The 21,797-nt window shown below is 47.7% G+C and carries 14 protein-coding genes; 6 read left to right on the top strand and 8 right to left on the bottom strand.

The features are described from left to right. Positions 1 to 50 precede the first annotated feature (50 nt). Both Q1B04_RS00850 and Q1B04_RS00845 read right to left on the bottom strand, forming a co-directional pair. On the bottom strand, positions 51 to 5,051 hold the full coding sequence (locus Q1B04_RS00850) for a C25 family cysteine peptidase (protein ID WP_299754416.1): 5,001 nt from the start codon (positions 5,049 to 5,051) through the stop codon (positions 51 to 53). A 40-nt stretch (positions 5,052 to 5,091) separates the two neighbouring features. After that, positions 5,092 to 6,189, bottom strand: coding sequence for a PorV/PorQ family protein (locus Q1B04_RS00845; protein WP_299754415.1), 1,098 nt, complete (start codon positions 6,187 to 6,189; stop codon positions 5,092 to 5,094). A gap of 280 nt (positions 6,190 to 6,469) precedes the next feature. Between Q1B04_RS00845 and Q1B04_RS00840 the strand changes: the two genes are divergently transcribed. Together Q1B04_RS00840 and Q1B04_RS00835 are read left to right on the top strand one after the other, a co-directional pair. Beyond that, positions 6,470 to 6,808 carry a PadR family transcriptional regulator gene (locus Q1B04_RS00840; RefSeq protein ID WP_299754413.1) on the top strand — a complete coding sequence of 113 codons (339 nt, stop codon included), beginning with the start codon at positions 6,470 to 6,472 and terminating at the stop codon, positions 6,806 to 6,808. Positions 6,809 to 6,810: 2 nt separating this feature from the next. Continuing rightward, positions 6,811 to 9,336, top strand: coding sequence for a PspC domain-containing protein (locus Q1B04_RS00835; protein ID WP_299754411.1), 2,526 nt, complete (start codon positions 6,811 to 6,813; stop codon positions 9,334 to 9,336). A 136-nt stretch (positions 9,337 to 9,472) separates the two neighbouring features. Here the strand turns inward: Q1B04_RS00835 and Q1B04_RS00830 are convergent, their stop codons facing one another. The 3 genes from Q1B04_RS00830 to mce all read right to left on the bottom strand — a co-directional run bounded on the left by Q1B04_RS00830 (position 9,473) and on the right by mce (position 12,142). Then, complete coding sequence (locus Q1B04_RS00830; protein WP_299754409.1) at positions 9,473 to 10,900, bottom strand: HD domain-containing protein; 1,428 nt, start codon at positions 10,898 to 10,900, stop codon at positions 9,473 to 9,475. 164 nt (positions 10,901 to 11,064) lie between these two features. Beyond that, on the bottom strand, positions 11,065 to 11,640 hold the full coding sequence (locus Q1B04_RS00825; RefSeq protein ID WP_299754408.1) for an L-threonylcarbamoyladenylate synthase: 576 nt from the start codon (positions 11,638 to 11,640) through the stop codon (positions 11,065 to 11,067). Positions 11,641 to 11,740: 100 nt separating this feature from the next. Further along, positions 11,741 to 12,142: a methylmalonyl-CoA epimerase gene (gene mce / locus Q1B04_RS00820; protein WP_299754406.1), complete on the bottom strand. Its 402-nt coding sequence runs from the start codon at positions 12,140 to 12,142 to the stop codon at positions 11,741 to 11,743. A 119-nt stretch (positions 12,143 to 12,261) separates the two neighbouring features. Here mce and Q1B04_RS00815 point away from each other — a divergent pair, with 119 nt between their 5' ends. The 4 genes from Q1B04_RS00815 to Q1B04_RS00800 all read left to right on the top strand — a co-directional run bounded on the left by Q1B04_RS00815 (position 12,262) and on the right by Q1B04_RS00800 (position 14,746). Beyond that, positions 12,262 to 13,476 carry an IscS subfamily cysteine desulfurase gene (locus Q1B04_RS00815; RefSeq protein WP_299754404.1) on the top strand — a complete coding sequence of 405 codons (1,215 nt, stop codon included), beginning with the start codon at positions 12,262 to 12,264 and terminating at the stop codon, positions 13,474 to 13,476. 95 nt (positions 13,477 to 13,571) lie between these two features. Then, on the top strand, positions 13,572 to 13,985 hold the full coding sequence (iscU, locus tag Q1B04_RS00810; RefSeq protein ID WP_299754402.1) for a Fe-S cluster assembly scaffold IscU: 414 nt from the start codon (positions 13,572 to 13,574) through the stop codon (positions 13,983 to 13,985). Positions 13,986 to 13,999: 14 nt separating this feature from the next. Further along, on the top strand, positions 14,000 to 14,407 hold the full coding sequence (locus Q1B04_RS00805) for a hypothetical protein (RefSeq protein ID WP_299754400.1): 408 nt from the start codon (positions 14,000 to 14,002) through the stop codon (positions 14,405 to 14,407). A 12-nt stretch (positions 14,408 to 14,419) separates the two neighbouring features. After that, positions 14,420 to 14,746: an iron-sulfur cluster assembly accessory protein gene (locus Q1B04_RS00800; protein ID WP_242928515.1), complete on the top strand. Its 327-nt coding sequence runs from the start codon at positions 14,420 to 14,422 to the stop codon at positions 14,744 to 14,746. Positions 14,747 to 14,825: 79 nt separating this feature from the next. Here Q1B04_RS00800 and Q1B04_RS00795 read toward each other — a convergent pair whose 3' ends face one another. The 3 genes from Q1B04_RS00795 to Q1B04_RS00785 all read right to left on the bottom strand — a co-directional run bounded on the left by Q1B04_RS00795 (position 14,826) and on the right by Q1B04_RS00785 (position 21,573). Then, a complete protein-coding gene (locus Q1B04_RS00795) occupies positions 14,826 to 15,674 on the bottom strand; it encodes a thermonuclease family protein (protein ID WP_299754396.1) in 849 nt (282 codons plus the stop codon). 93 nt (positions 15,675 to 15,767) lie between these two features. Further along, positions 15,768 to 17,597 (bottom strand): tetratricopeptide repeat-containing sensor histidine kinase, encoded by a 1,830-nt coding sequence (locus tag Q1B04_RS00790; protein ID WP_299754394.1) that lies wholly within the window; start codon positions 17,595 to 17,597, stop codon positions 15,768 to 15,770. 325 nt (positions 17,598 to 17,922) lie between these two features. Then, positions 17,923 to 21,573, bottom strand: coding sequence for an AAA family ATPase (locus Q1B04_RS00785; RefSeq protein ID WP_299754392.1), 3,651 nt, complete (start codon positions 21,571 to 21,573; stop codon positions 17,923 to 17,925). Positions 21,574 to 21,797: the final 224 nt, after the last annotated feature.

Below are 21,797 nucleotides of genomic sequence, written 5' to 3'. Positions count from 1 at the left end.
GGGGCCGCTGAAATCAGCGGCCCCTCTGCTTTTATACTTGCGGCTGTAGCTTAGCGTAGAATATAGAGCTTGCCGTAGCCATTCTTAAAGGCACCGTCGCCGAAAGTATTGCGGTGCTTCATTTCCTCTTCGCCACGGCTCATAACCACGCGGTACAAGTATACACCGTTGGCCAGCCTGTCGCCATACATATCGGTGCCATCCCAGGCATACTCTGTTTTATTATTACCGATGCGTAACGGGCCAAGCTCCTCCTTCATAATCTCCTTCACTACCTTACCAGTAATTGTCAGGATCTGAATCTTTATCTGATCCGGAATGGTGCTACCTGTTATGGTAAATATAAAGTTGGTTTTAGTCGAGAACGGGTTCGGGAATGGGTAGAAGTTGGATATACTTGATTCGCTTACTACTTCAAAACCTATCCTGTAAGGCGACACGCCTGATTCTTTCCCGGCAGCGTCTTTTGCCCGCACTTCCATCGTATACTTGCCGTCCTCTAGTTTGGCAGGCCTATACTCCATTTTAAAGTCATTTGCCTCGGTGGCAGGTGTATGCGTCACCTCCTGGTTGCCCATCAGGTCTACCTCCTGCTGTTGCCCTTCTGGTGTAATCAGCACCATCGACATTTTTGCTGGGTCCTGCAGAAAAATGTGCCTGTTCTCATCCTTCACCGTCACACTGATCAGCGGGCTGGGAGATACAATATCACCATCCAGAATGTGTATGCCATCAAAAGCCACATCCATAACCGGATGAAGCTTAGACTGTACTTTAAAAGCTACTTCGTAGATGTTATTAGTATATTCTTGCTCTGGCACCAAGCGCGGGTTCACATAAAAACTGATTCTATAGTCTCCATCCAGCTCAACCGTAGAAACGGCATGGCTGAAATGCACTGTCTCATTCGGCCCCAATGGCTTTATTTTGAACCTTGACGTTGTAGCTGATATACCCGCTCCGCTTAGTACTACCTCTACTGTCAGTGAGTCAGTAAACGCGGTAGCAGTTACGTTTTGAAAAGCCATCGGCACATTCATACTTCCGCTTCCGGCCAACTGGGTAAGATCCTCACTGCTTGCTTTTACTAAATCAGGCCGGATGATGCCTTCAGGTACAGGATCATAAATAACAAACCACTCTTTCAACTGTGGTGCAGTACGCATTGTGGAGTCAGCTAGGAAGGCTGATAGCTTTAGATTAGGATACTGACTAGCGTTAATATGAGAAATATCGAAAGCTTTCGAGCTAATATTCTCTTCCAGCAATGTCTCCTCACCTGCGGCATCTACCCCTATCAAGCTTAACTTATACTTGTCTTCGCCGCCATCATAAGGTTTAATTGTATGGTGCAAAGAATTCCAGTTCAGGGCTGGGCCGATCGTTGTTGATGTGATGGTACCAGACTGCCTGTTAGACTCCAGAGTTATACTTAAGGCTATACTTTGTGAAGCTCCCGGTGTACCACCTTCTCTATCTTCCTCCTCTTTAGAATATCCCTTTTCCTCAATTGTGCCTGGGGCGGCACCTTTCCTACCCATCATCACAAAAGGGTCGCCGGTTCTTAGCTCATCAATCAATTTTGAGCCTAAGCTTCTAAAAGCTGCTTTGGTTTCTTCCGTAAAACTGCTGAAAGGAACATTCTGCATGCCTATCACTGCCACATAATACCCATCAGGGATAGCTGCAATAAAAGATTTCAACTTCGTGATGTTAGCCTCTTTCCTTAAGTCATCGGTATCGAAGATGTACGGGTATGTAGTACATAGAATCTGTCCGGGTATGTCGGTAACAGGCTCCAGTGTAACGTCATTGAAGGCAATTAAATAAAAGCGCGGCTGGGTGTATTTATAGTAAGTAGGGTTGCCGCACCAGTAGTTCAGCTGCTGATTACCATCAATAAACAAGCCATAAGGTGGGTCACTAAAATGGATGTCTCCGCCGGCGGTTTTGATGTCAACGAACTTCCGTACCGTACCGAACTCCCACACACCCGTTTTCTGATTGAGGGAATCCATGCCAGAAAGTATGGCTTCCGTAAACTGCCCACGGTGGCTCTGCGACCAGCCGGATTTTATACTTGCCACGCGCCTGAAAGAGCTGTTTACCCAAACGGTGTCTTCCCCTTGCTCATAAGAATCAAAACGCGCACGCCAGAAATACACAATGCTGTCCGAAGTACTATTATTAATCAAACTAACATCCCAGGATGCAAATCCTGATTTAGGGTTTGTGCTCTTTTTCAGCCAAGGGCTGTTAAATGCATTTGTAGTGTCTATTTCAAAGTATACACCTTTATCTTTATTGGCTACTACAGCCTGTACCGCTAAGGTCGCAACAGCATCACTAAGTAAGCTATACTGCATCGGAGTGACAACTGTTAAACCACTAGCTGAGATATAGCGCTGGTAAACAGCTATGTTATTTTCCTCATTCAGCTCCTCAAAAGCATTGCGGCTGTCAAGGGTAACCTCAAATGTATTTATCCCCATAGAGGACACACCAATATTAGGCAGTGTCAATTCGATGCGGCTGGTATGCATAATAGGGCCAACTTTAAAAGTATCAGCCTCCAGCACTGTGTTATCTGGCAATGTTCGCTTCACAGAAACATAAATTGAGTCTGTGATAGCCTTGCCTAGGTTTTGAGCATCAAAAGAAAGTACAACAGAATCCGACACAGCAGTGGCCAAGCTTCCGGAACGTCCTTTTAAGTCAAAGCTGTTTGGCTTAACCAGGTAATCCGGTTTAGCAGGACTGTAGATCTTGATGGCAGGATCGCCTTGAAGCACCATCTCGAGCACCATGGCTATGGAAAAGTTGGACCTTGAGATTTGGAGCACTCTCCGTATAGTTTCTCGCTGCACCTCTCCAATCGTTTTTCCGTAGAAGGCCGGATCTTGTAAAGCAACTGTGTAAAAATTATAAGTATACCTGTTAAGGTCTGTTACATATCCAGCATCAGTGTGTGCGATAAAAGCAATAGCTCCTTTTTCAGGTGTTTTAATCCAGTTTTCACCAAATGTCAGCCCGCTGGTGGAAAATATACCACCTAGGTTACAACCGTTCATGATCATAACCGGATATTTGCCTTTGTTTTTATAATTACTGATCGGGCTGGATGGCACGCCAATGTCCAAGTCCACGGTTCCTGACGAACTATGCCCAAAAAATGTGATGAGCGAAACGCCTTCATTAATTTCTTTAGACACATCCAAAGTCTCCACAACCTCACTCAGGTTCTTCCTGGTTTTCTGAATAACACTTGCTCCAAGAAGAGGCCCTTCTGCTATTGTGGCATAATTATTTAAATAACCATTTATCAAGTTAATCTCATCAACTTTTAAGCCGCCACCCAGCTGCAGGATGTTCTTTCTCCACTCCTCCCCGTCCTTTACGGCCTCATACTCCTTTACTTTATTCAGGTATGCAATAATTTCATCTGAAGTTTTTGCTGTAACTCTGCCAGTTGGAATGCGTGGTTCGTAATTGTTGTTTCTGAAATCTGCGGAGAAGATGATATCTGAACCAGGATATGTACCCAAGCCAGAAGGCACCAGATCCTGACTTCTGGAAGCAGCTAACTTATAGTTTAGCACACGCAATTCCAGAGATTTACCCAGGTATAAAATATACTTTTGGCGCGGAGACTTTAGCAAGTGTGAAGAGAAACGTGTGAGCGCATTAGACGAAAATTCACCATAATGAAACTGGTCTGCTATGTCATCTATAAAAACAAGCAGGGTATCATACCCTCCTCCTTCTGCTGAGCTACGGTAAGCCGCGTACTCTTTGGGAGCTGGCGTTGAGCTGCCGTCCGCGGGCTTCATCAGTTCTTTATTAGTAACAATGATGTAGTTATAGGCATCAGGATTAATCTCTCTGAAAGTTATTTTTTCTGGATTCCCGGCAGGAATAAGGGCTTGATCTGTTCTGGCCAACAGTACCTTCTGTTGATTTTGGCCTCCGTTTACCACAAATCCTTTGCTTGTGCCGTTTGAGTACCCAACTGTACGAACTATGTTCTGCTGGTCTGTCACGTTGTAGGCCACAACACTGGCTGGTGCACTGGTAAATTCAAAGTAAGATGTGGCACTACGCAACGAATCTGTATACAGAAACATTGATTTGCCTGCAAAAACACTTCTTTGAGGAAATGTAACTTCAGCATAAGCCAAAGCAACAGCACCTTTACTGCCATTTACTTCCTGCGATACCAGCTGCAGTGTAATCTGGCTTGAGGAGCTGATGTGGCCAAACTCCAGCTGCTGTTGCGACTTATAAAAATCATACCCCCCGTACTCAGCCGTATTTATCTTAAACGTCGCTCCGTTTACCACATTTATGTCAACCCGGTGCGTTTTCTCATCAGGGCCTACAATGGCATACTTTAATAACGGTTTAGGGCCGGTTGACACTACATTGGTAATACCTGTTATGTTGAAGCTCTGCGTACCTGTAGAAGTTTTCGAAAAATACCCCTCGCCCCTATCCATCCAAGGCATTCGGTTTGAGCCGGTAGGCTGCCCCAATTGGATCGTCGCTGTTTGGAGAGATAGTACCTTCTGCAAATGGTAAGGTTCAGGCGTCAGACCGGCGGTGGAGGGGTTCACCTCCCGCATACGCATGTTATTGCCTGCAGGGTTTACGGTTAGAAAATATGCAGCCGAGTCGGTATACATGCTGTGGAGCTGGTGCACCTGGTGGGCTGGGTTCTTATATAGTTCCTTATCGAGTACTCCGTCGTTGCGTTCACCGTAAAATTCTACAAAATCCTGCGCATCCAAACGGCCGTCAGCCTCGCCTGCCACATAAATTGCCACCTCTTTGCCACGCCGGAAGAGCTGCAGGTGCTGAGGATTTACATTTTCCAGCCCTAGCCCCTGCAGGTAAGTATAATCTAACTTATACAGGCCATTCTCCAGTACCTGCAGTTTATGGTAAGTCTTTGAGTAATCGATCCACTCATTGCCGACCAGCTCCTGCGCTTTGGAGGTTTGTGTGGTTAGGGCCACCAGGAGCAGAAGAACTGCGGTAAAACATCTTTTCATGCTAAAAGTATACATGAGCAATTGGCTAAATCTTTATTAATTAGTCGAAAGCGTATCCTAAAGAAACTATAACAGACGAGGTGTTGCGGCTGCCAACTGAGTTGCTCTCGCTGTTGTTAATGCGGGAAATGGCAAGGTCTAGGTTGAGGCCGCCGGTTTTTATACCTACCCCGAAGTTTGGCTGTATGCGCTTGGTTGTACCGCCGTACAAATCCTGTGTTTCCTGATAGTTGTTAAGTCCCCCGCGTACAAAAACAGAGTTAGCATAAGCCAGCTCCAGACCTACGTGTGGGTCTACAGACATTACATCAGATTTAAAAAGCACGTTGCGCCTCCCATCAAAAGTAAAATCAATGTCAGTGGCCAGGGCAGCAGTAAAGTTGTCGGTAAAGCGGAAAGATTTGCCTACTCCAAGTATGACACGCGGCAAGGTAAGTTCTGCGGTGTTTTCAGGAAGATCGTTTCCAGTTTGCAGATAGGCTTCCTCTAGTTCCTCCACATTATGAGTCCAGGCAGTGAAGGTGGTGGTAATATCTTTGGCCATGATGCCGAACTGCCAGGTTCCGCGCTGCAACTGCGCTCCGGCATCAATCCCGAACCCGTAAGCATCGGCGAAGTCGCCTACGTTGCGGTAAATTATCTTAGCGCTAGCTCCTAATTGCAAACCTTCGATCAGGTTGCTTTTGCGGGCATAGGAAAGCAGCATGGCGTAATCGGCCACAGAGAAGAAACGGATACTATCGTACTGAATGTAGCCATACTCGTTTTGCAGGCGGCGGGTATCGGCAATGTCATCCACGCCAACTCTGATCAGTGAGATACCTAATGCGCTGCTGGAGTCCAGGGGCATGGCAAAGCTGGCAAAGTCATTCTTGGCGATGCCGGCAAAGAGCTCCGAGTGCATCAGGCTCACGTTATACTTGTTGGGCAGGCGCAACAGCCCGGCAGGGTTCCAGTAGCCGGCGGTGGCGTCTTCGGCCAAAGCAGACTGCACATTACCCATTCCCAGCGCCCGGGCACCTACGCCCAGATTCAGAAACTCGTTGCTATACTTTGGCGTGGCCACCTGCGCCTCGGCCACCGACCATGTCAGCAAAACTATCGCCGCCAGCAGGCAGCGAAGCAGAAACTTATTCATTCTTGATAGTATAGGTTTTATCGCTCGCTAAATTTTTTTATTGCATTTACTTAAGCACGGCCACATGGCTCCTCTGCCCATTTTGTGCCCCCTTAACATGCTGTGGGTCATTTTAGTTGACTCTATCCGAGATTTATTTTTATTCAAAATTAATCATTTATACTAACAATTCACCAGCATCATAACCATTATAAAAAAAGGGCGTAAATAAAATCAAACAGTACCTTGCGTTACATAGTACCTTATTATATCTTTGCCTCAACATTATAACGGAATCATCATGAAAGTAGAAAACACACAAGTGCAGATGCGGAAGGGAATTCTGGAGTTCTGCATCCTGGAGATTATCTCTCGTGGTGAAGTTTATGCGTCCGATATGTTGGAGGAGCTCACAGCGGCCAAGATGATCGTTGTGGAAGGGACCCTTTACCCCTTGCTCACCCGCCTTAAGAACGCGCAGCTTCTGGAATACAACTGGGTAGAGTCTACCTCTGGCCCGCCACGAAAGTATTACCGCCTCACCGACACCGGCAAAGAGTTTCTGGAGCAGCTCCGGACAACTTGGTCCGAGCTAGTTGACTCCACAGAATACATTATCCGAAACAAGAAAGCCCAGTAATCATGAAAAAGAATATAAGTATAAACTTGCAAGGCATCATCTTTCAGATCGAGGAAGATGGGTATGAGCAGCTTAGCCGCTACCTCGCCTCTATCAGAACATACTTTTCTAACTATGAGGGCCACGAGGAGATTGTAGCCGACATTGAAGCCCGCGTGGCCGAAATTTTCTCTGCCCGTGTCTCCCCAGCCAAACAGGTAATAACCCAGGAGGATGTGCAATACCTGATCCTGCGCATGGGTAACGTAACTGATTTTGAGGTGGAGGAGCCTGTGGAGGAGGAAGCATACACTAACGCAGGCACGGGAGCTAAATCTGGACCCGGACCAGACCCTAAAGCAGAAGCTGCACAAGAAGCTGCCGGCCCCAAAAAGCTGTACCGCGATGTAAACCACAAGGTAATTTCTGGTGTGTCGTCGGGTATTGCCAACTATTTGAGCATTGACCCACTGTGGATCAGGCTGTTCTTTGTGCTGCTTGTGCTGCTAGGCATCGTATCTGCCGGCGTGTCGGCGGCCACAGGTATAATTATTTATGTTATACTTTGGATTGCCATGCCGGAGAGCAACCTGCTGCCAGAAAGTAAAGTACGTAAACTATTCCGCGACCCCGAGGATAAAAAGCTGGCGGGTGTATCAAGCGGCATTGCAAAGTACTTTGGCGTGGATGTAGCCGTTGTCAGGCTCCTTTTCCTGGTGTCAATCTTCCTGGGCGGTTTCGGTATACTTGCCTACATTGTTCTCTGGATTGCCATGCCGGAGGCTGTTACCCTAACCGAGCGCATGCAGATGCAGGGCGACCCGGTTACGCTGGCCGGCATCGAGCGCACCCTGAAGGACAACCTGAACATGCGCGACAGTAACGGCGAGGAAAGCGCGTTGGCAAAAATAATACTGCTTCCAGTTCGCCTTGTTGCCCAAATATTTAACTGGCTTGGACGTGCCCTAGGCCCTGTACTTGCTTTCCTTGTTACGCTGATTCGCGTGGCGGCCGGTGTTATACTTCTGGTTATTTCACTCGGACTTACCGTTGCCCTTTTCTCCACGCTTTTTGTGTCGCTAGGGATGATTGACGAAGCACAATACATAAACCTTGGTGATTTCCCGGCCTCCGTCATGCTCGGGGGCTTTCCCAGGCTCGGATTGGTGGCAGGTTTTTTTGTAGGGCTGATTCCGCTTCTACTGCTGATCGTGCTAGGGATAAGCCTGCTCATAAAACGAACTGTTATGAAGCCGATTGTGGGCTGGTCGATGTTTGGAGTATGGCTGGTGGCACTGTTCACTATGATCGCTACCATCGCTATGTTCAGCAGCAATTTCCGCCGCAGCGGTGAGGTGATCACAAGTAAAACTGTGCCTGTAGACGCCTTTGGCACCCTTACACTGGATGCTTATGATACTGGACTGGATTATGACGACATCTACATAGATATACAGGAAAACAACGGCTCTACCGTAGAAATTATGCAGCGTGTAGAAGCCAAAGGCCGAACCGAGGAGGAGGCACAGCAAAATGCCCGTATGGTAACTTACCGCACCGTACTTAACGACTCCACGCTGCGTTTTGACGACAGCTACGAATTTAAGCAAGGCGCTGCGTTCCGTGACCAGGAATTGAGCCTGGTGCTAAAGCTGCCAAAAGACAAACCTCTGCGCCTGACCCGTAATTTCTATTCCATGTTGCCTAGTGCGGCCCTGGAGGGCAACTATGAGCGCGACAAAATACTGCGCAACACATGGCAGGTAAGCGGTGACCGTTTGGTTTGCCTCACCTGCGCAACCGATACGCTTAGCACGGACAGCGACCGTGACGAATTTGACATGGAAATGAAACTGGACGATGAGAACAGCTCAATAGAAATGCGCGGCAGCGTATTGCTCAACGAGAGTGAGTACAGCAGCAACTCCCGCAGCTTCAACTTCCGCGATTTCCAGCGTGTCACCATCAGCGGGCCGTACCATGTGCAGCTGCGCCAGGGCGACAACTATACTGTAACAGTTAGGGCTGGAAACGATGAGTTAGAGCGCATGGAACTGGACCAAAGCGGCGATGAACTGGAGATCAGAACGGAAAAAAAATACTTCAGCCTGTTCGACGACCGTGAGCCGGTGCTGATCCAGATCACAGCCCCAGACATCAACACCATAGAATTAAACGGAGCCATCAAGGCAGATATCGGAAGTATAAAAGCAGACAACCTGCGCATGAACCTTTCCGGCGCTATCCAAACAATGGCCAACCTGAACGTGCGCAACCTGCGCGTAGATGCAGCTGGCGCCACTGTAAGCAAGTTTACAGGCAAAGCTGATCGTTTTGAGCTGGATGCTACCGGAGCCTGCGGTATAGATGCTGATAATTTAGAAGCCCGTTATGTGGATGTTGACGTAACAGGTGCCGGAGTGGCAGAAGTATACGCCACCAACACCCTTCGCGCCGATGCCTCCGGCACCAGCCGCATCGTTTACCGCGGCAACCCATCTGATACTGTTATAGACAGCTCTGGGCCAAGCAGCGTAAAGCGCCGATAATACCTTAAAATCAAGAAGCTGGCTGATTTATACTTCATCAGCCAGCTTCTTGATACATCGCCACTAAGTACAGAATAAAACTATATACTAAAATCATTGCATAGCCGTTATGGCTATGCTTTCCAGAAGTGTTTGTTTAGTTGTTTGATGAGTGATCTTGACGGAGCCCCATCTCCTTTCCTTTTTCCAGAAGAAAGGCGTAGGCTTCGTCAAACTCATTTTTTACTTTTCCCTCCAGTATTGCCTCTGTCAGAATTTCCTTCAGGTCGCCGACTGTTTTAGAAGGTTTCAGCCCAAACGTTTCCATAATTATTTCGCCTGTAATAACTGGTTGGAAGTTGCGCAGCTTGTCGCTTTCCTCCACCTCCACCAGGCGCTTCTCCACCTTATCAAAGTTCTGCAGGTAGCGTTTCACCTTGTTATCGTTTTTGGAGGTGATATCAGCGCGGCAGAGTTTCATCAGCGCATCAATATCATCACCGGCCTCAAACAACAACCTGCGGATGGCCGAATCCGTCACGGTTTCCTTTACCAGGGCAATTGGGCGTAAGTGCAGACGCACGAGCTTCTGCACAAACTTCATGTGCTCGTTCAGGGGCAGTTTTAGGTCACGGAACAGGCGAGGCACCATACGGGCGCCACGGTCTTCATGCCCATGAAAAGTCCACCCAATTTTCGGGTGGTAGCGTTTGGTGTCCGGCTTGGCAATATCGTGCATAATGGCAGACCAGCGCAACCACAGGTCATCCGACACCTGCGCCACGTTATCCAGCACCTGCAAAGTGTGGTAAAAGTTATCTTTATGCGAGTTGCCGTTAATGGTTTCCACGCCCTGCAGCTCCACCATTTTCGGGAAGATCAGGTGCAAAAGGCCTGAGGCGAACAACAGCTTAAAGCCATAGCTCGGCACCGGCGAAAGTATAATCTTGTTCAGCTCATCCGTTATCCGCTCCTGCGACACGATCTTGATGCGCTCTTTATTATCCATAATCGCGTCGAACGTATCCGGGTCAATGTCGAAGCCAAGCTGGCTGGCAAAGCGGATGGCCCGCATCATGCGCAGCGGATCGTCGGAGAAGGTGATTCCTGGCTCCAGAGGCGTACGTATAATCTGGCGGCGCATATCTTTTACGCCTTCAAACTCATCTATCAGCTCGCCATAGTTTTCCTTATTAAGGCTTATACCTAGTGCGTTAATGGTAAAATCGCGGCGGTGCAGGTCATCATCCAAAGAGCCCTGCTCCACTTCCGGCTTGCGCGAATGCTCCCTGTATGACTCTTTGCGGGCACCCACAAACTCAACCTCCCACTCTCCGGAGCGAAGCATGGCTGTGCCAAAATTCTTGAAGATGGATACCTTTGGCTTGTGCGGCAGCTTTTGGGCAACCATGGCCGCCAGCGCAATGCCATCTCCCACACATACCACATCAATATCTTTGGATGGCCGTTTCAGCACCAGGTCCCTCACAAAACCTCCGATCACGTAAGCGTCTACGCCTAGCTCGCCAGCGGCCTCGGCTACAACATTAAATATAGGATGCTCGGGTAACTGTACTTTCTCCATCTTTCGTAAAATCAAAACCTCAGGCTACAGAAGTGCGGCCTGAGGCACAAAATTACATATAACCAGCTCAATAATAAAAAAGCCTGCGCTTTAAGCTGCTTATACTTTGCATTACAACTATTTATACTTTACATCCGGGACGCAAAGTATAAAACTAAGCTTTCCTAATCCCGGATGATGCTTTGGCTGCCGTCGGCTTCTATTTTAATAACTCGAGATGGTTGCGAGGCCATATCATCATCCTGGCGCCAGTTTACTACAAAATCAACCCGCTCCTTTATAATATCGCTTACATCAGCAAAAGTTTTAGGGGATGGCTCTCCGCTAATGTTGGCTGAGGTGGATACGATTGGCCTGGCCACCTGCCGGATAAGCCGACGGCAAAACTCATCATTTTGCACCACTCTGATCGCCACTGTTCCATCTTCGGCCAATACCTCTTTCGGCAGGTTCTGCGGGTTAGAAAACACATAAGTGGTCGGCCGCTCCTGCTGCTTCACCATCTCCTCAAAGTCGTCGGGCAGGCTTTTAATATAGCGCTGAAGCATATTTTGGTCAGCCACCAGCAAAATCATCGCCTTAGACTCCTCACGCTCTTTCATTTTAAAGATTTTACGGACTGCTTCAGGATTTTCAGCATCGCAGCCAATTCCCCAAACCGTGTCGGTCGGGTACAGAATAACGTTGCCCAGAATAATCTCTTCCTCAGCTGCTTGTACTTCTTTAACTAACTGGCTCATTTCACTAATTTTTAAAATGTTTGATTATTTACTGCTTATTGTTGAAAGTGTAGTTTTTAATATTCAGAACAACGATTTAACAATTCAGCAACTCAACAATTTATCTGATCTCCTGCGTCAGTTCAACCAGCACGCCGTTGGCACTTTTAGGATGCACGAAGCACACCAGTTTGTTATCGGCTCCCTTTTTAGGCTGCTCGTTCAGAAGTATAAAACCCTCGCTTTTCAGGCGCTCCATCTCAGCATAAATATCCTCCACCTCAAAAGCGATATGATGGATGCCCTCGCCGCGTTTCTCCACAAATTTGCTGATGGCGCTATCGGGGGTTGTGCCCTCCAACAACTCTATTTTTGTGCCCCCTACTTTAAAGAAAGAGGTGTTTACCCCCTCCGACTCCACATACTCTGTTTTATAGGGCTCTACACCCAGTAATTTAAAGTATAGCGCATTGGCCTCACTAAAGTCTCTGACAGCTATTCCTATATGTTCTACGTTTTTCATTTAGAGTTTGTAATTAGTCTAAGTAAAGAATTTTTGCTATTTTTGCACCGGATTCAAAACTAATAATTTCTTCAAACTGTTTAGCTAACAGGATACAACAAGAAACCGAAATAGTTATTATGCTAACACTACCGATATACTTAGATAACAACGCCACTACGCCGTTAGACCCGCGCGTGCTGGAGGCCATGATGCCTTACATGACTAATATGTTTGGCAATGCCGCTTCCCGTAACCACGCCTTTGGCTGGCAGGCTGAAGAGGCTGTAGATTATGCACGCGAGCAGATCGCTTCGCTGATCAATTGTTCTCCTAAGGAAATCATTTTTACCTCCGGTGCTACTGAGTCTGACAACCTTGCTCTGAAAGGTGTGTTTGAGATGTACGCCTCAAAAGGTAACCACATTATTACCCTTACCACCGAGCATAAAGCAGTGCTGGACCCTTGTAAGCACATCGAGAAAATGGGCGGCAAGGTTACATACCTGAAGGTGGATGAGAAAGGTTTGATCAACCTGAAGGAGTTGGAAGAAGCCATCACCGACAAGACGATCCTTATCTCTGTGATGTATGCCAACAACGAGATTGGTGTTATCCAGCCTATTCGCGAAATCTCTACTATTGCTAAAAAGCACGGTATTCTGTTCTTTACAGACGCTACCCAGGCTGTAGGCAAAATTCCGGTAGACGTAGAGGCCGACGGCATTGACCTGATGGCTTTCTCAGCTCACAAAATGTATGGCCCTAAGGGTGTAGGCGCGCTTTATGTACGCCGCAAAAATCCACGTGTTAAAGTTACTGCCCAGATGGACGGTGGCGGACACGAGCGCGGCATGCGCTCAGGTACACTTAACGTACCGGGCATTGTTGGCCTTGGTAAAGCTGCCGAGGTAGCGAAGCAAGACATGGAGTCTGATACAAAGCGTATCGCTGCCATGCGCGACAGATTGGAGCGTGAACTGACAAAAATTGAGGAGTCTTATGTAAACGGATCTGTAGAGCATCGCCTGCCGCACGTATCCAACATCTCCTTTAAGTATGTAGAAGGCGAAGGCTTGATGATGGGTGTGAAAGACTTGGCTGTTTCTTCCGGATCTGCCTGTACTTCAGCCTCTTTGGAGCCGTCTTACGTACTAAAAGCATTAGGTTTGAGCGACGACCTGGCACACTCTTCCCTGCGTTTCGGCTTAAGCCGCTTCACTACAGAAGAGGAAATTGACTTCGCTATTGGCCACGTGAAAGAGGCAGTTTCTAAACTTCGTGAACTCTCTCCGCTGTGGGAAATGTTCAAAGAAGGAATCGACCTGAACTCAATTGAGTGGGCTGAACATTAATATGTGATTAAGAATCAGGAATTACGATTTAGTATTACTTTTTTGTTCCTGATTCCATTCATAATTCTTAATTAACAATTCGTAATTATAAAGCTATGGCTTATTCAGATAAAGTAATCGACCATTATACCAACCCACGTAACGTTGGTACATTAGATAAAGCAAAAGCAAATGTGGGTACTGGCCTTGTAGGTGCCCCAGAGTGTGGTGACGTAATGCGCCTGCAGATTGAGGTGGACGAGAACCAGGTAATCACAGATGCTAAATTCAAGACATTTGGCTGTGGTTCTGCTATCGCCTCTTCTTCGCTGGCTACCGAATGGCTGAAAGGCAAAACCGTTGACGAGGCTTTGGCTATCGACAACATGGCTATTGTGGAAGAGCTGGCATTGCCGCCGGTTAAAATTCACTGCTCTGTACTTGCCGAAGATGCCATCAAAACGGCCATCAACGACTATCGAGTAAAGAATGGCCTTCCGGAACTGGAAATGCCTAAGTCTCACCACTAAGAAAACCAGACTCAATGGAGTCAACTACGGATGTGCACGTTGAGAGTGCCCGTATTCAAAAGCAGATTGAGCACCACTTAGGAATAAGCGGTAGCAGTCTGCTTTTTGAATTCAGACAACTTGACAACAAAACACGCCTCGACCTGATTACGGTGAACCCGCGCCACCAGCAGTCGTTTCTTTTTCATTCGGAAGAGGGATATGACCGTTTAGATGTGCTGCGCAAGATGCTGGCCTATGTGCAAAGCTACCGTGACCAGGAAAGCTCATTTACGGTGCAATGGATGTCTCGTGATGACAAGGAGTTAAATACATCCTACTTCCGGGCCCGTAATATGTATGAGGCGCTGGATAAGTTATACTTTGGCCGGGATATGAACACAATTACTGTATTCAGCGTGGTGCTTAACCCGGTCTCTTAAATCTAAAAGATTATGATCACAGTTTCAGATAAAGCAAAAGAGAAGGTGATAAAGCTGAAGCAGGATGCTCAGCTCGACGATACGTTTCGCTTGCGTGCCTCTGTTGCGGGTGGTGGTTGCTCCGGCCTGTCTTATAACCTTGACTTTGATGATGAGGTGAAGCCAATGGATCAGGAGTTTGAAGATAAAGGTGTGAAGGTTGTAGTAGACATGAAAAGCTTTTTATACTTGGCAGGCACAGAGCTTGATTTCTCTGACGGCCTGAACGGTAAAGGCTTCTTCTTTAACAACCCGAATGCATCACGCACCTGCGGCTGCGGCGACAGTTTCTCCGTTTAAACAACACATGATAAAGCATAAAAAAGGCTCTGCCGCTATGGCAGAGCCTTTTTTATGCTTATTAATTTCAAATTATAGCTTAAGGAGTACACGTTTTATCAGCGCGTCTGCCGTGTTCACGGATGGCAGCAGCCTCAGTGGTTTTTATAACTTCATCCTTACAGCGTTTTAGTACATGGCAGGTACTATCGTAGTGGTAAACCGCAGAATTAACGCTGTTGCAGATGTAAACTGTTCTTTTGGTTGCTCCAGCCGGGATAGGTGCGTTAGCTGTACTAGGAGATGATTTACCGCTCCGCTGTTCTTTACGGAAATCCCAGGGCGCTACAGGATTAGGATCTTGCCACAAACCACGTTTAAAGCGGCGGGCATCTGCCTCGGCATTGGCCAGGTTCTGATCTTTAGAATATGCTTTATAGTGCCAGGCAAAACCGTTTCGAACCAGCTCCTCATTTAAACTGCGCCCATCAGGAAGCAGAATTGTGCCGACAGTGCGTCCATACCGATCTTTGTTATTTATAATCAGCCGGACCGTTTTACCAAATGCCAGGTCTGAAGTATACTTTTTGGCCCGTTGGCCATACGCCTGGTTTTTCTCAGGCGTATCTATACCATAAAGGCGCACAGTTACCTCCTCGCCGTTTCGTAGCAAAACAATCGTATCACCGTCTTTTACACCTACTACTTTATCTCCGGCTGTTGTACCTGACTGCTCTGGACTGGCATCGGCAGCTTCATCATCTGGAGCTATCTCTACAGGCTCCGGCTCTTCAACTACAGCACTTTCTGACGGCTCCTCCTGCTGCTGATCACGCTCCAGAATAGCCTGCCGACGCTCCCTAAACTGCTCCTGCGCATCTTCACGGTCGCTGCTACAGGAAGAAAGAACCAAGATTACCAGCGGCAGGTATAAGAATCTTTTTATCATCTCTTATAAAGTATACTTTAGTTTACGGCTGATATAGCCATGCGCCACAAAAGTATACGTATGAACAGCTAAGAGCAAACAGTACGGCATATGTTAAGCTATTTCTATAGCCTCTGTTTGGTTTGATACAGGTTCTATTGAGCAGAAATCAAAAGCAGGAAGCTTAAAATAAAACGTACTGCCTTGACCCAGCTCACTTTCAACCCAAATGCTGCCGCCGTTACGATCTATAAAGTACTGACAAAGCTGAAGACCTAGCCCGCTCCCTTTCTCATCGGCAGTTCCTTTGCTACTGGTGCTGTTGCCACTAAAAAGTAGGGCAAGCTTCTCGGCAGAAATACCTATCCCCGTATCTCTTACAGTTATAGTAACAGAATCATCTTGAAGCTGGGAGTCTATAAATATGCTTCCACCCGTTTTACTGAATTTAATAGCGTTGGCTAACAGGTTACGCAACACTAAGTTGGCCATTTCCTTGTCAGCGTACAGGATATGAGACTCTGCAATATCATATGCAAAGTTGATGTTCTTGGAATTTGCCTGTGGCCCAAGTAAACGGATGTTCTGCTGCACCAGTGTGCTAAGTTCGGTAGCTTCCGGCTTTACCGTTAAACCACGCATTTGCATACGCGACCAAAGAAGCAGGTTATCCAGCAGCCAAAGTGAGTTTTGCTGGCTGGCCTCAAGAGAAGCCATAAAAGGCTTTAGCTTATCCGGCGGAACAGCGTCTTTTGCGATAAGCTGCAGCAAGCCTTGCAGCGAAGTAAGAGGGCCTTTAAGGTCATGGGCGATGACAGAGAAAAGCTTGTCTTTTACAGAATTTAGTTTTTCGAGCTCCTCTTTCTGCTCCCGAAGCAGCTCCGCCTGGCTGGCCAGCCGCTCTTTCTGAGAGGTTAAGGCAATACTATGATCTAACACATCCTTGTTCTTTTGTATCAGCAGGTCATTGAGTTTGTGCTTACGCCGGCGGCCCATAAAGAACACCACAGCCAAGGCGCCAACCAGCAGCAACAAAGCCCCAGTAAATAATTGTGCCGTGTTTCTTCGCTGAATCATCTGCTGCTGCAGGTTAGTCTGAGCCTTTAGCAGCAAGTTTTCCTGTGCGGCTTTTTCATTCTCATACTTAAATTCAAGCTCGGACAACTTTGTTTTTACCGCCGCCGCCTGCACACTGTCTGCATACTGGTTCTGCAGGGTTAAGTATTTGTGTGCGTTCTCGTAATCTCCTAGTTTGACGTAAAGATTGTTGAGCAGCTCAGCGCCAATTTTTACTTCATCTTTAGAGTTGAGTTCTAGGAGCAACTCCACATTTTTGAGTGCGTAAGGCAGCGCCATTTCAGGTTTATCGGCAGTCATGTAAGCTTTTGCCATGCCGCTTAGAGAGTAAGCCTCATCTAAGGTGCTCCCAATTTTTCTGGAAATGCTTAAAGCTTTGTTATGGTAAGTCAGCGCCTTCCCCCATTCGCCTATCTCAGAATAAATAAAGCCTATATTATTTAAGCTGATAAGTGAGCTTGCTTCTTGTTCTGGCTTAAAAAGCTGAATGCCGCGCAATGAGTAGTCTAAGGCTCTGTCTAAGTCTTTTTGCTGCTGATAAACGTTACCTAAATTGCCTAAAGCATGCGCTACAGCTATTGTGTCGTGTATGGCCTCCGATATTTCCATGGAAGCAGTATAAAGCTCTATAGACTTGATATAGTCGCCTTGCGTAGCAAAGATGGAGGCAATGTTGTTGTAGCTAGCACTCAGCCCTGCAGAATCGCCGATGGCCTCTCTTATCTGCAGAGATTTATAATAGTAGCTACTGGCTTCGCTGTAGTTCCCGTAGATGTCATACGCAACCCCAACGTTGTTGTAAGCAAGCGCCAGCCCTTTTTGGTTACCTAACTCCTGAGCCAATTTTATAGCTTTATTGCCGTACATTAAAGAAGTACTAAAAGAGGAATTCCAGAATTGCTTGGTGAGTTCACATAGCAAAAATATCTCCTTATCCAGATCTTGGACTGCTGCCATTTTAGCTTCCGCCTCTGCTACTTTATCGGACTGAGCTTGAGCAGTAAAAATAACCAATAAAAGGCCTATAAGTATGATATGCTTCATTTACAGAGGATTGCCTACAACAAATATATAAATTTATTGAAATAATATATAGGTAATTTAAAATGTCCAGTTTAAGATTTTATTCTTTTACTCTGAAAATGAGATCAACTTTAGATACGCCTGATAAGTATAAGTTTTAAGCTATCCATTAACCAGTAACTGCCACTTTGCTTACACCTCCTGCTTGCCGCTGTATCTTTATCTGTGTGCTGATACGCTCTTTTAAAGCCTCCACATGCGAGATGATACCAATCATTTTGCCGCTGGCCTGCAGATTTTCTAAAGTTGAGATGGCAGCATCCAGCGTTTCACCGTCCAATGTTCCGAAGCCTTCGTCAATAAATAAGGAGTTGATTTGGGTACGCCGACCTGCAAGATCAGACAGTCCCAAAGCCAGCGCTAAACTCACCAAAAAGCTCTCGCCTCCTGAAAGTGTGTTCATAGGCCGCACAGCTTCCGCCTGGTACAAATCAACGATGAGCAGCTCCAGGTCTTCTGCAGAAGATTTCAGGATTCGGTAACGGTCGTTAAGCTTTTGCAGGTGGCGGTTTGCCAGCTCCACCAGCCTTGCCAGCGTAAGCCCTTGCGCAAAGCGGCTGAACTTGTTTCCGTCAGCTGAACCGATCAGGTCTGCCAGCTGCGACCAGCGGTGGTAAACAAGCTGCTGCGTTTTTAGCTGTTCGGCCAGCTCCCTGTTCTTTTCCCGCTGCTGCGCGTCCTGCTCCAGCAGCTGCTGATGCCTGGCCCGCTGAGAGATCAGTTCGCGCTGCTGCTCTACCTTTTCCTGTTGCTGCTGTTGCAGAGTTGCCAAACTTTCATCTGTCAACTGCTTTTCCTGCTCCTGGCTAAGTTCCTGCTGCACATCGCGCAAGGATTTGCGAAGCTCCGTCAGATGCTTTTCAGTTTGTGCCTTCAGGTTGGCAAGGCGGTCAGCCTCATCGCGGTGGAGCAGCATCTGGCTCAGTGCCTCAATGGTTTCTATGCCTTTCTGCTGTAGCACCTGCAGCAGCCCGCGGCGTAGCTCATCAAGTACAGATGTGTTTTGCTGATGTTTCTGCTGGCAGTCTACGTGCCGGAAACGCGCTTCCTGTAGTTCCTGCTGCTTCTGCAGTTGGGCACGGCGCGCCTCCTCAGCTTGAGTTGCCAGTTTTTTCAGCTCCTGTTGCGCCAGCTGCCTTTCCTGATCCGGGCTTTTGTCGCCGAAAAGCTTCTGCCGCTCTGCTTTCTGCTGCGTTAGCTGTTCATGCTCCTCTGTCAGTGCCTGCCGGCGCTCTTCCTGCTCTTTCTGCTTTTGCTGTGTGTTGGCGTTCAGGTTCTTCACCAGCTCTTTCAGCTCAATATACTTCTCGCGCATACTCTCCAGCGCCTGCTGCTTTTGAGTGTAAGAGGCTGCTTGCTGCTCCAGGGCCTGCTGCAAGACAAACTTTTCTTCCGGATTAAATTTCATTCCGAAAGTAGCGGCAAAGGATGCGGCGGTTTGGGTATGCGCCTGCTGTTGCTCCTGCTCATCGGTAAGTATAACCTGTAGCTTCTGCCATTGGGCCTCCAGCAGTCTATCTGAATTTTGCAGCTGGTTAGCATTAGCTTGCGCCTGCACCTGTGCCTCCCTGAGTTTCTGCAACTGTTGGTTTATACTTTCCACCTCCCGGCCCAGGCTACGCGCCTGCGCCAGCTGATGCTGCAAAGCCGTAGCTGACTCCTGCTGCGCCTGCCGTAGTTTTGCCAGCTGCTCTACATCAGCAATTGTTATACTATCCGGAAGGATTTTTGAGAACTGCTCAAAAGTCAGGTTCAGGCGTTGCAATTCGGCTGCTGCTTCTGACCTAGCCGTAAGTCCCAACTGCTGCTTCTGCTCCAAAGCCTCTTGCTGCAACTGCATTTGGTTTATACTTCTCTCCAGTTCCTTTACCAATGTATGCTGCTGGTCGCGTTTCTGCACCTCTTCCGGCAAATCAAAAGTATAACCAGCCTCAGCAAAAGGATGGTGCTCAGAGCCGCAAAGCGGACAGTGTTCACCTTGTGTTAAAGTATGGCGCGCTGACTCATACTGCTGGATCTGCTGTTGCAGCTGCACCAGTTTCTGAAGCGCCTGCAGGTGTTCTTCTGCCTGTTTATACTTTGTTTGGCTCTCTTTTAATTTTATACTTGTTGTCTTTGCCTGCTGCCCCAGCTGCGTTAGCTTTTCATCAACTTGATGTAATTTTTGCTGATACCCTGCATGCTGCTGCGCCAGTTCCTGCAGGCGTTCATAGGTTGCCATTAAAGCCGGTTGCGTTTGCGCCGCCTGCTCCAGCTCTTCCATACTTTTATCGGCAAGTATACTTTGCAGCTGCGATAGCTTTTCTTCTTTCTGCTGATGCAGCTGTTGCTGTTGCTCCTGCTGCTGTGCCTGTTGCTGCTGCAGTTCAGTTAGTTGCTTTGCCTCGTGCTGCCGCTGCTGGTTTAGCTCCTGCTGCTCCTGCTGGCTGCGCTTTATGCGCTGCTCCACCTCCTGCAAATCGCGAAGAGTGGCCTTGAACTCAGGCAAATGCTCTTTCAGGTCTTGTAGCTTCTCGTTCTGCTCAAGCCAGCTTTTTATACTTGTCGCCTCTTGCGTCAGCTTTTCCAACTCCTGCTGTTTGGTTTGCAGCTGCGCTTGCTCTTGCTGCAGTTGCTGCTCAGAGTTCATGTAAGCAGTTTTGTTTTTGCTATATGAGTCGCGGATGCTTTGCAGCTGGTGGTCCAGGCGGCTGACCTGTGCCAGCAGCGGCTCCAGTTTCTGAAGCGCCTCCTCCTGTGTCTGGTGCGCATTGGTAGCCTCGTTTGCAATTTTACCGGCGGCTTCTAGCTCTGTATCCAGAGCGGGCACGCGTTTCTGAAGTGTTTGCAGCTCTTCCTGCACCTCTACTACTTTGCTGTTAGCACTGCGGATTTCGGCTAGCTCACCCACAAACTGATGCGCCTGCTCGTGCGCATGCAGTTTTTTAAATTCGGGTTGCAGTTGGGCTAGTTTCTGCTCCTGCACTTGCAGGTTTGCCTGGTGTTGCTCCTGCTTTAGCTGCAGCTGTGCCACCTGCTGCAGCCACTGCACCTTCTCCTGCAGCTTTGTAATATCAACCTGAAGTATGGCTTCCTGTTCAGACAGATCTTTTATACTTTGGCTGTACGCCAGCCGCTGCTCTTCCGGCAGAAGCTGGGTGTCCTGCAGCCGCCGCTCCATAGTTTCCTGCTTCAGGCGCTCCTGCTTTGCCTTTTCGTAAGCAAATTTTGAGATATCAGAATAGATGCCCGTATCTGTTATTTTCTCTAAAAGGCTGCTGCGCTCGTTTGGGCTGGCCTTCAGGAAACGTGCAAAATCTCCCTGTGAGAGCATCACCGAGCGCAAAAACTGGTTATAGTCCAGCCCGCAGAGCTCTGCTATTTTACCGGGAACCTCACTTGGCTTCAGATCAAATAAAGTATCTTCCTCAAAAGTATACAGCTCCATGTGCACCGGCTGTATGTTGCCGTCTACTTTGCCCCGGCTGCGGCGCAGGTGCCACTTGGAGCGGTAGCGTTTGCCATCCGCCTCAAACTCAACCTCAGAATAACATTCGGCTGTGTGGCGCGTCATCAGTTCCAGAGGCTTATCATTGCTGTGGCGGTGCACCAGCCCATACAACCCAACGGTAATGGCATCCAGAATGGTGGTTTTGCCGGCACCAGTTGGCCCAGTTATAGCGAACAGCCCCGCCTCCACCAGTGGGCTTTGGTCAAAGCGGATCTCATGCTCACCTTTAAGCGAGTTCAGGTTCTGGAAGCGGACAGAAAGGATTTTCATGGGAAGCGGGTAGTAACTATTTCTAAATCTTGCTGATCTTATACATGTCAGAATCAGGATTTACAAAGTATGAGGATCAACAGGATTTCATATTTAGCACTAGCACAAAGTGCTGATGCTAACTTTTATTCCTGCCAATTTATTTATCCTGTAAATCCTGATTCTGATAATTTATCTTTATAGCTGAAACAGACGCTTGCGGGACATTCGGGCACCGCCAGCTC

The organism is uncultured Pontibacter sp. (assembly GCF_947495565.1).
GTDB lineage: Bacteria > Bacteroidota > Bacteroidia > Cytophagales > Hymenobacteraceae > Pontibacter.
The sequence above is the reverse complement of the archived record's forward strand: the minus strand, read 5'-3'. Positions and strand labels throughout refer to the sequence as shown.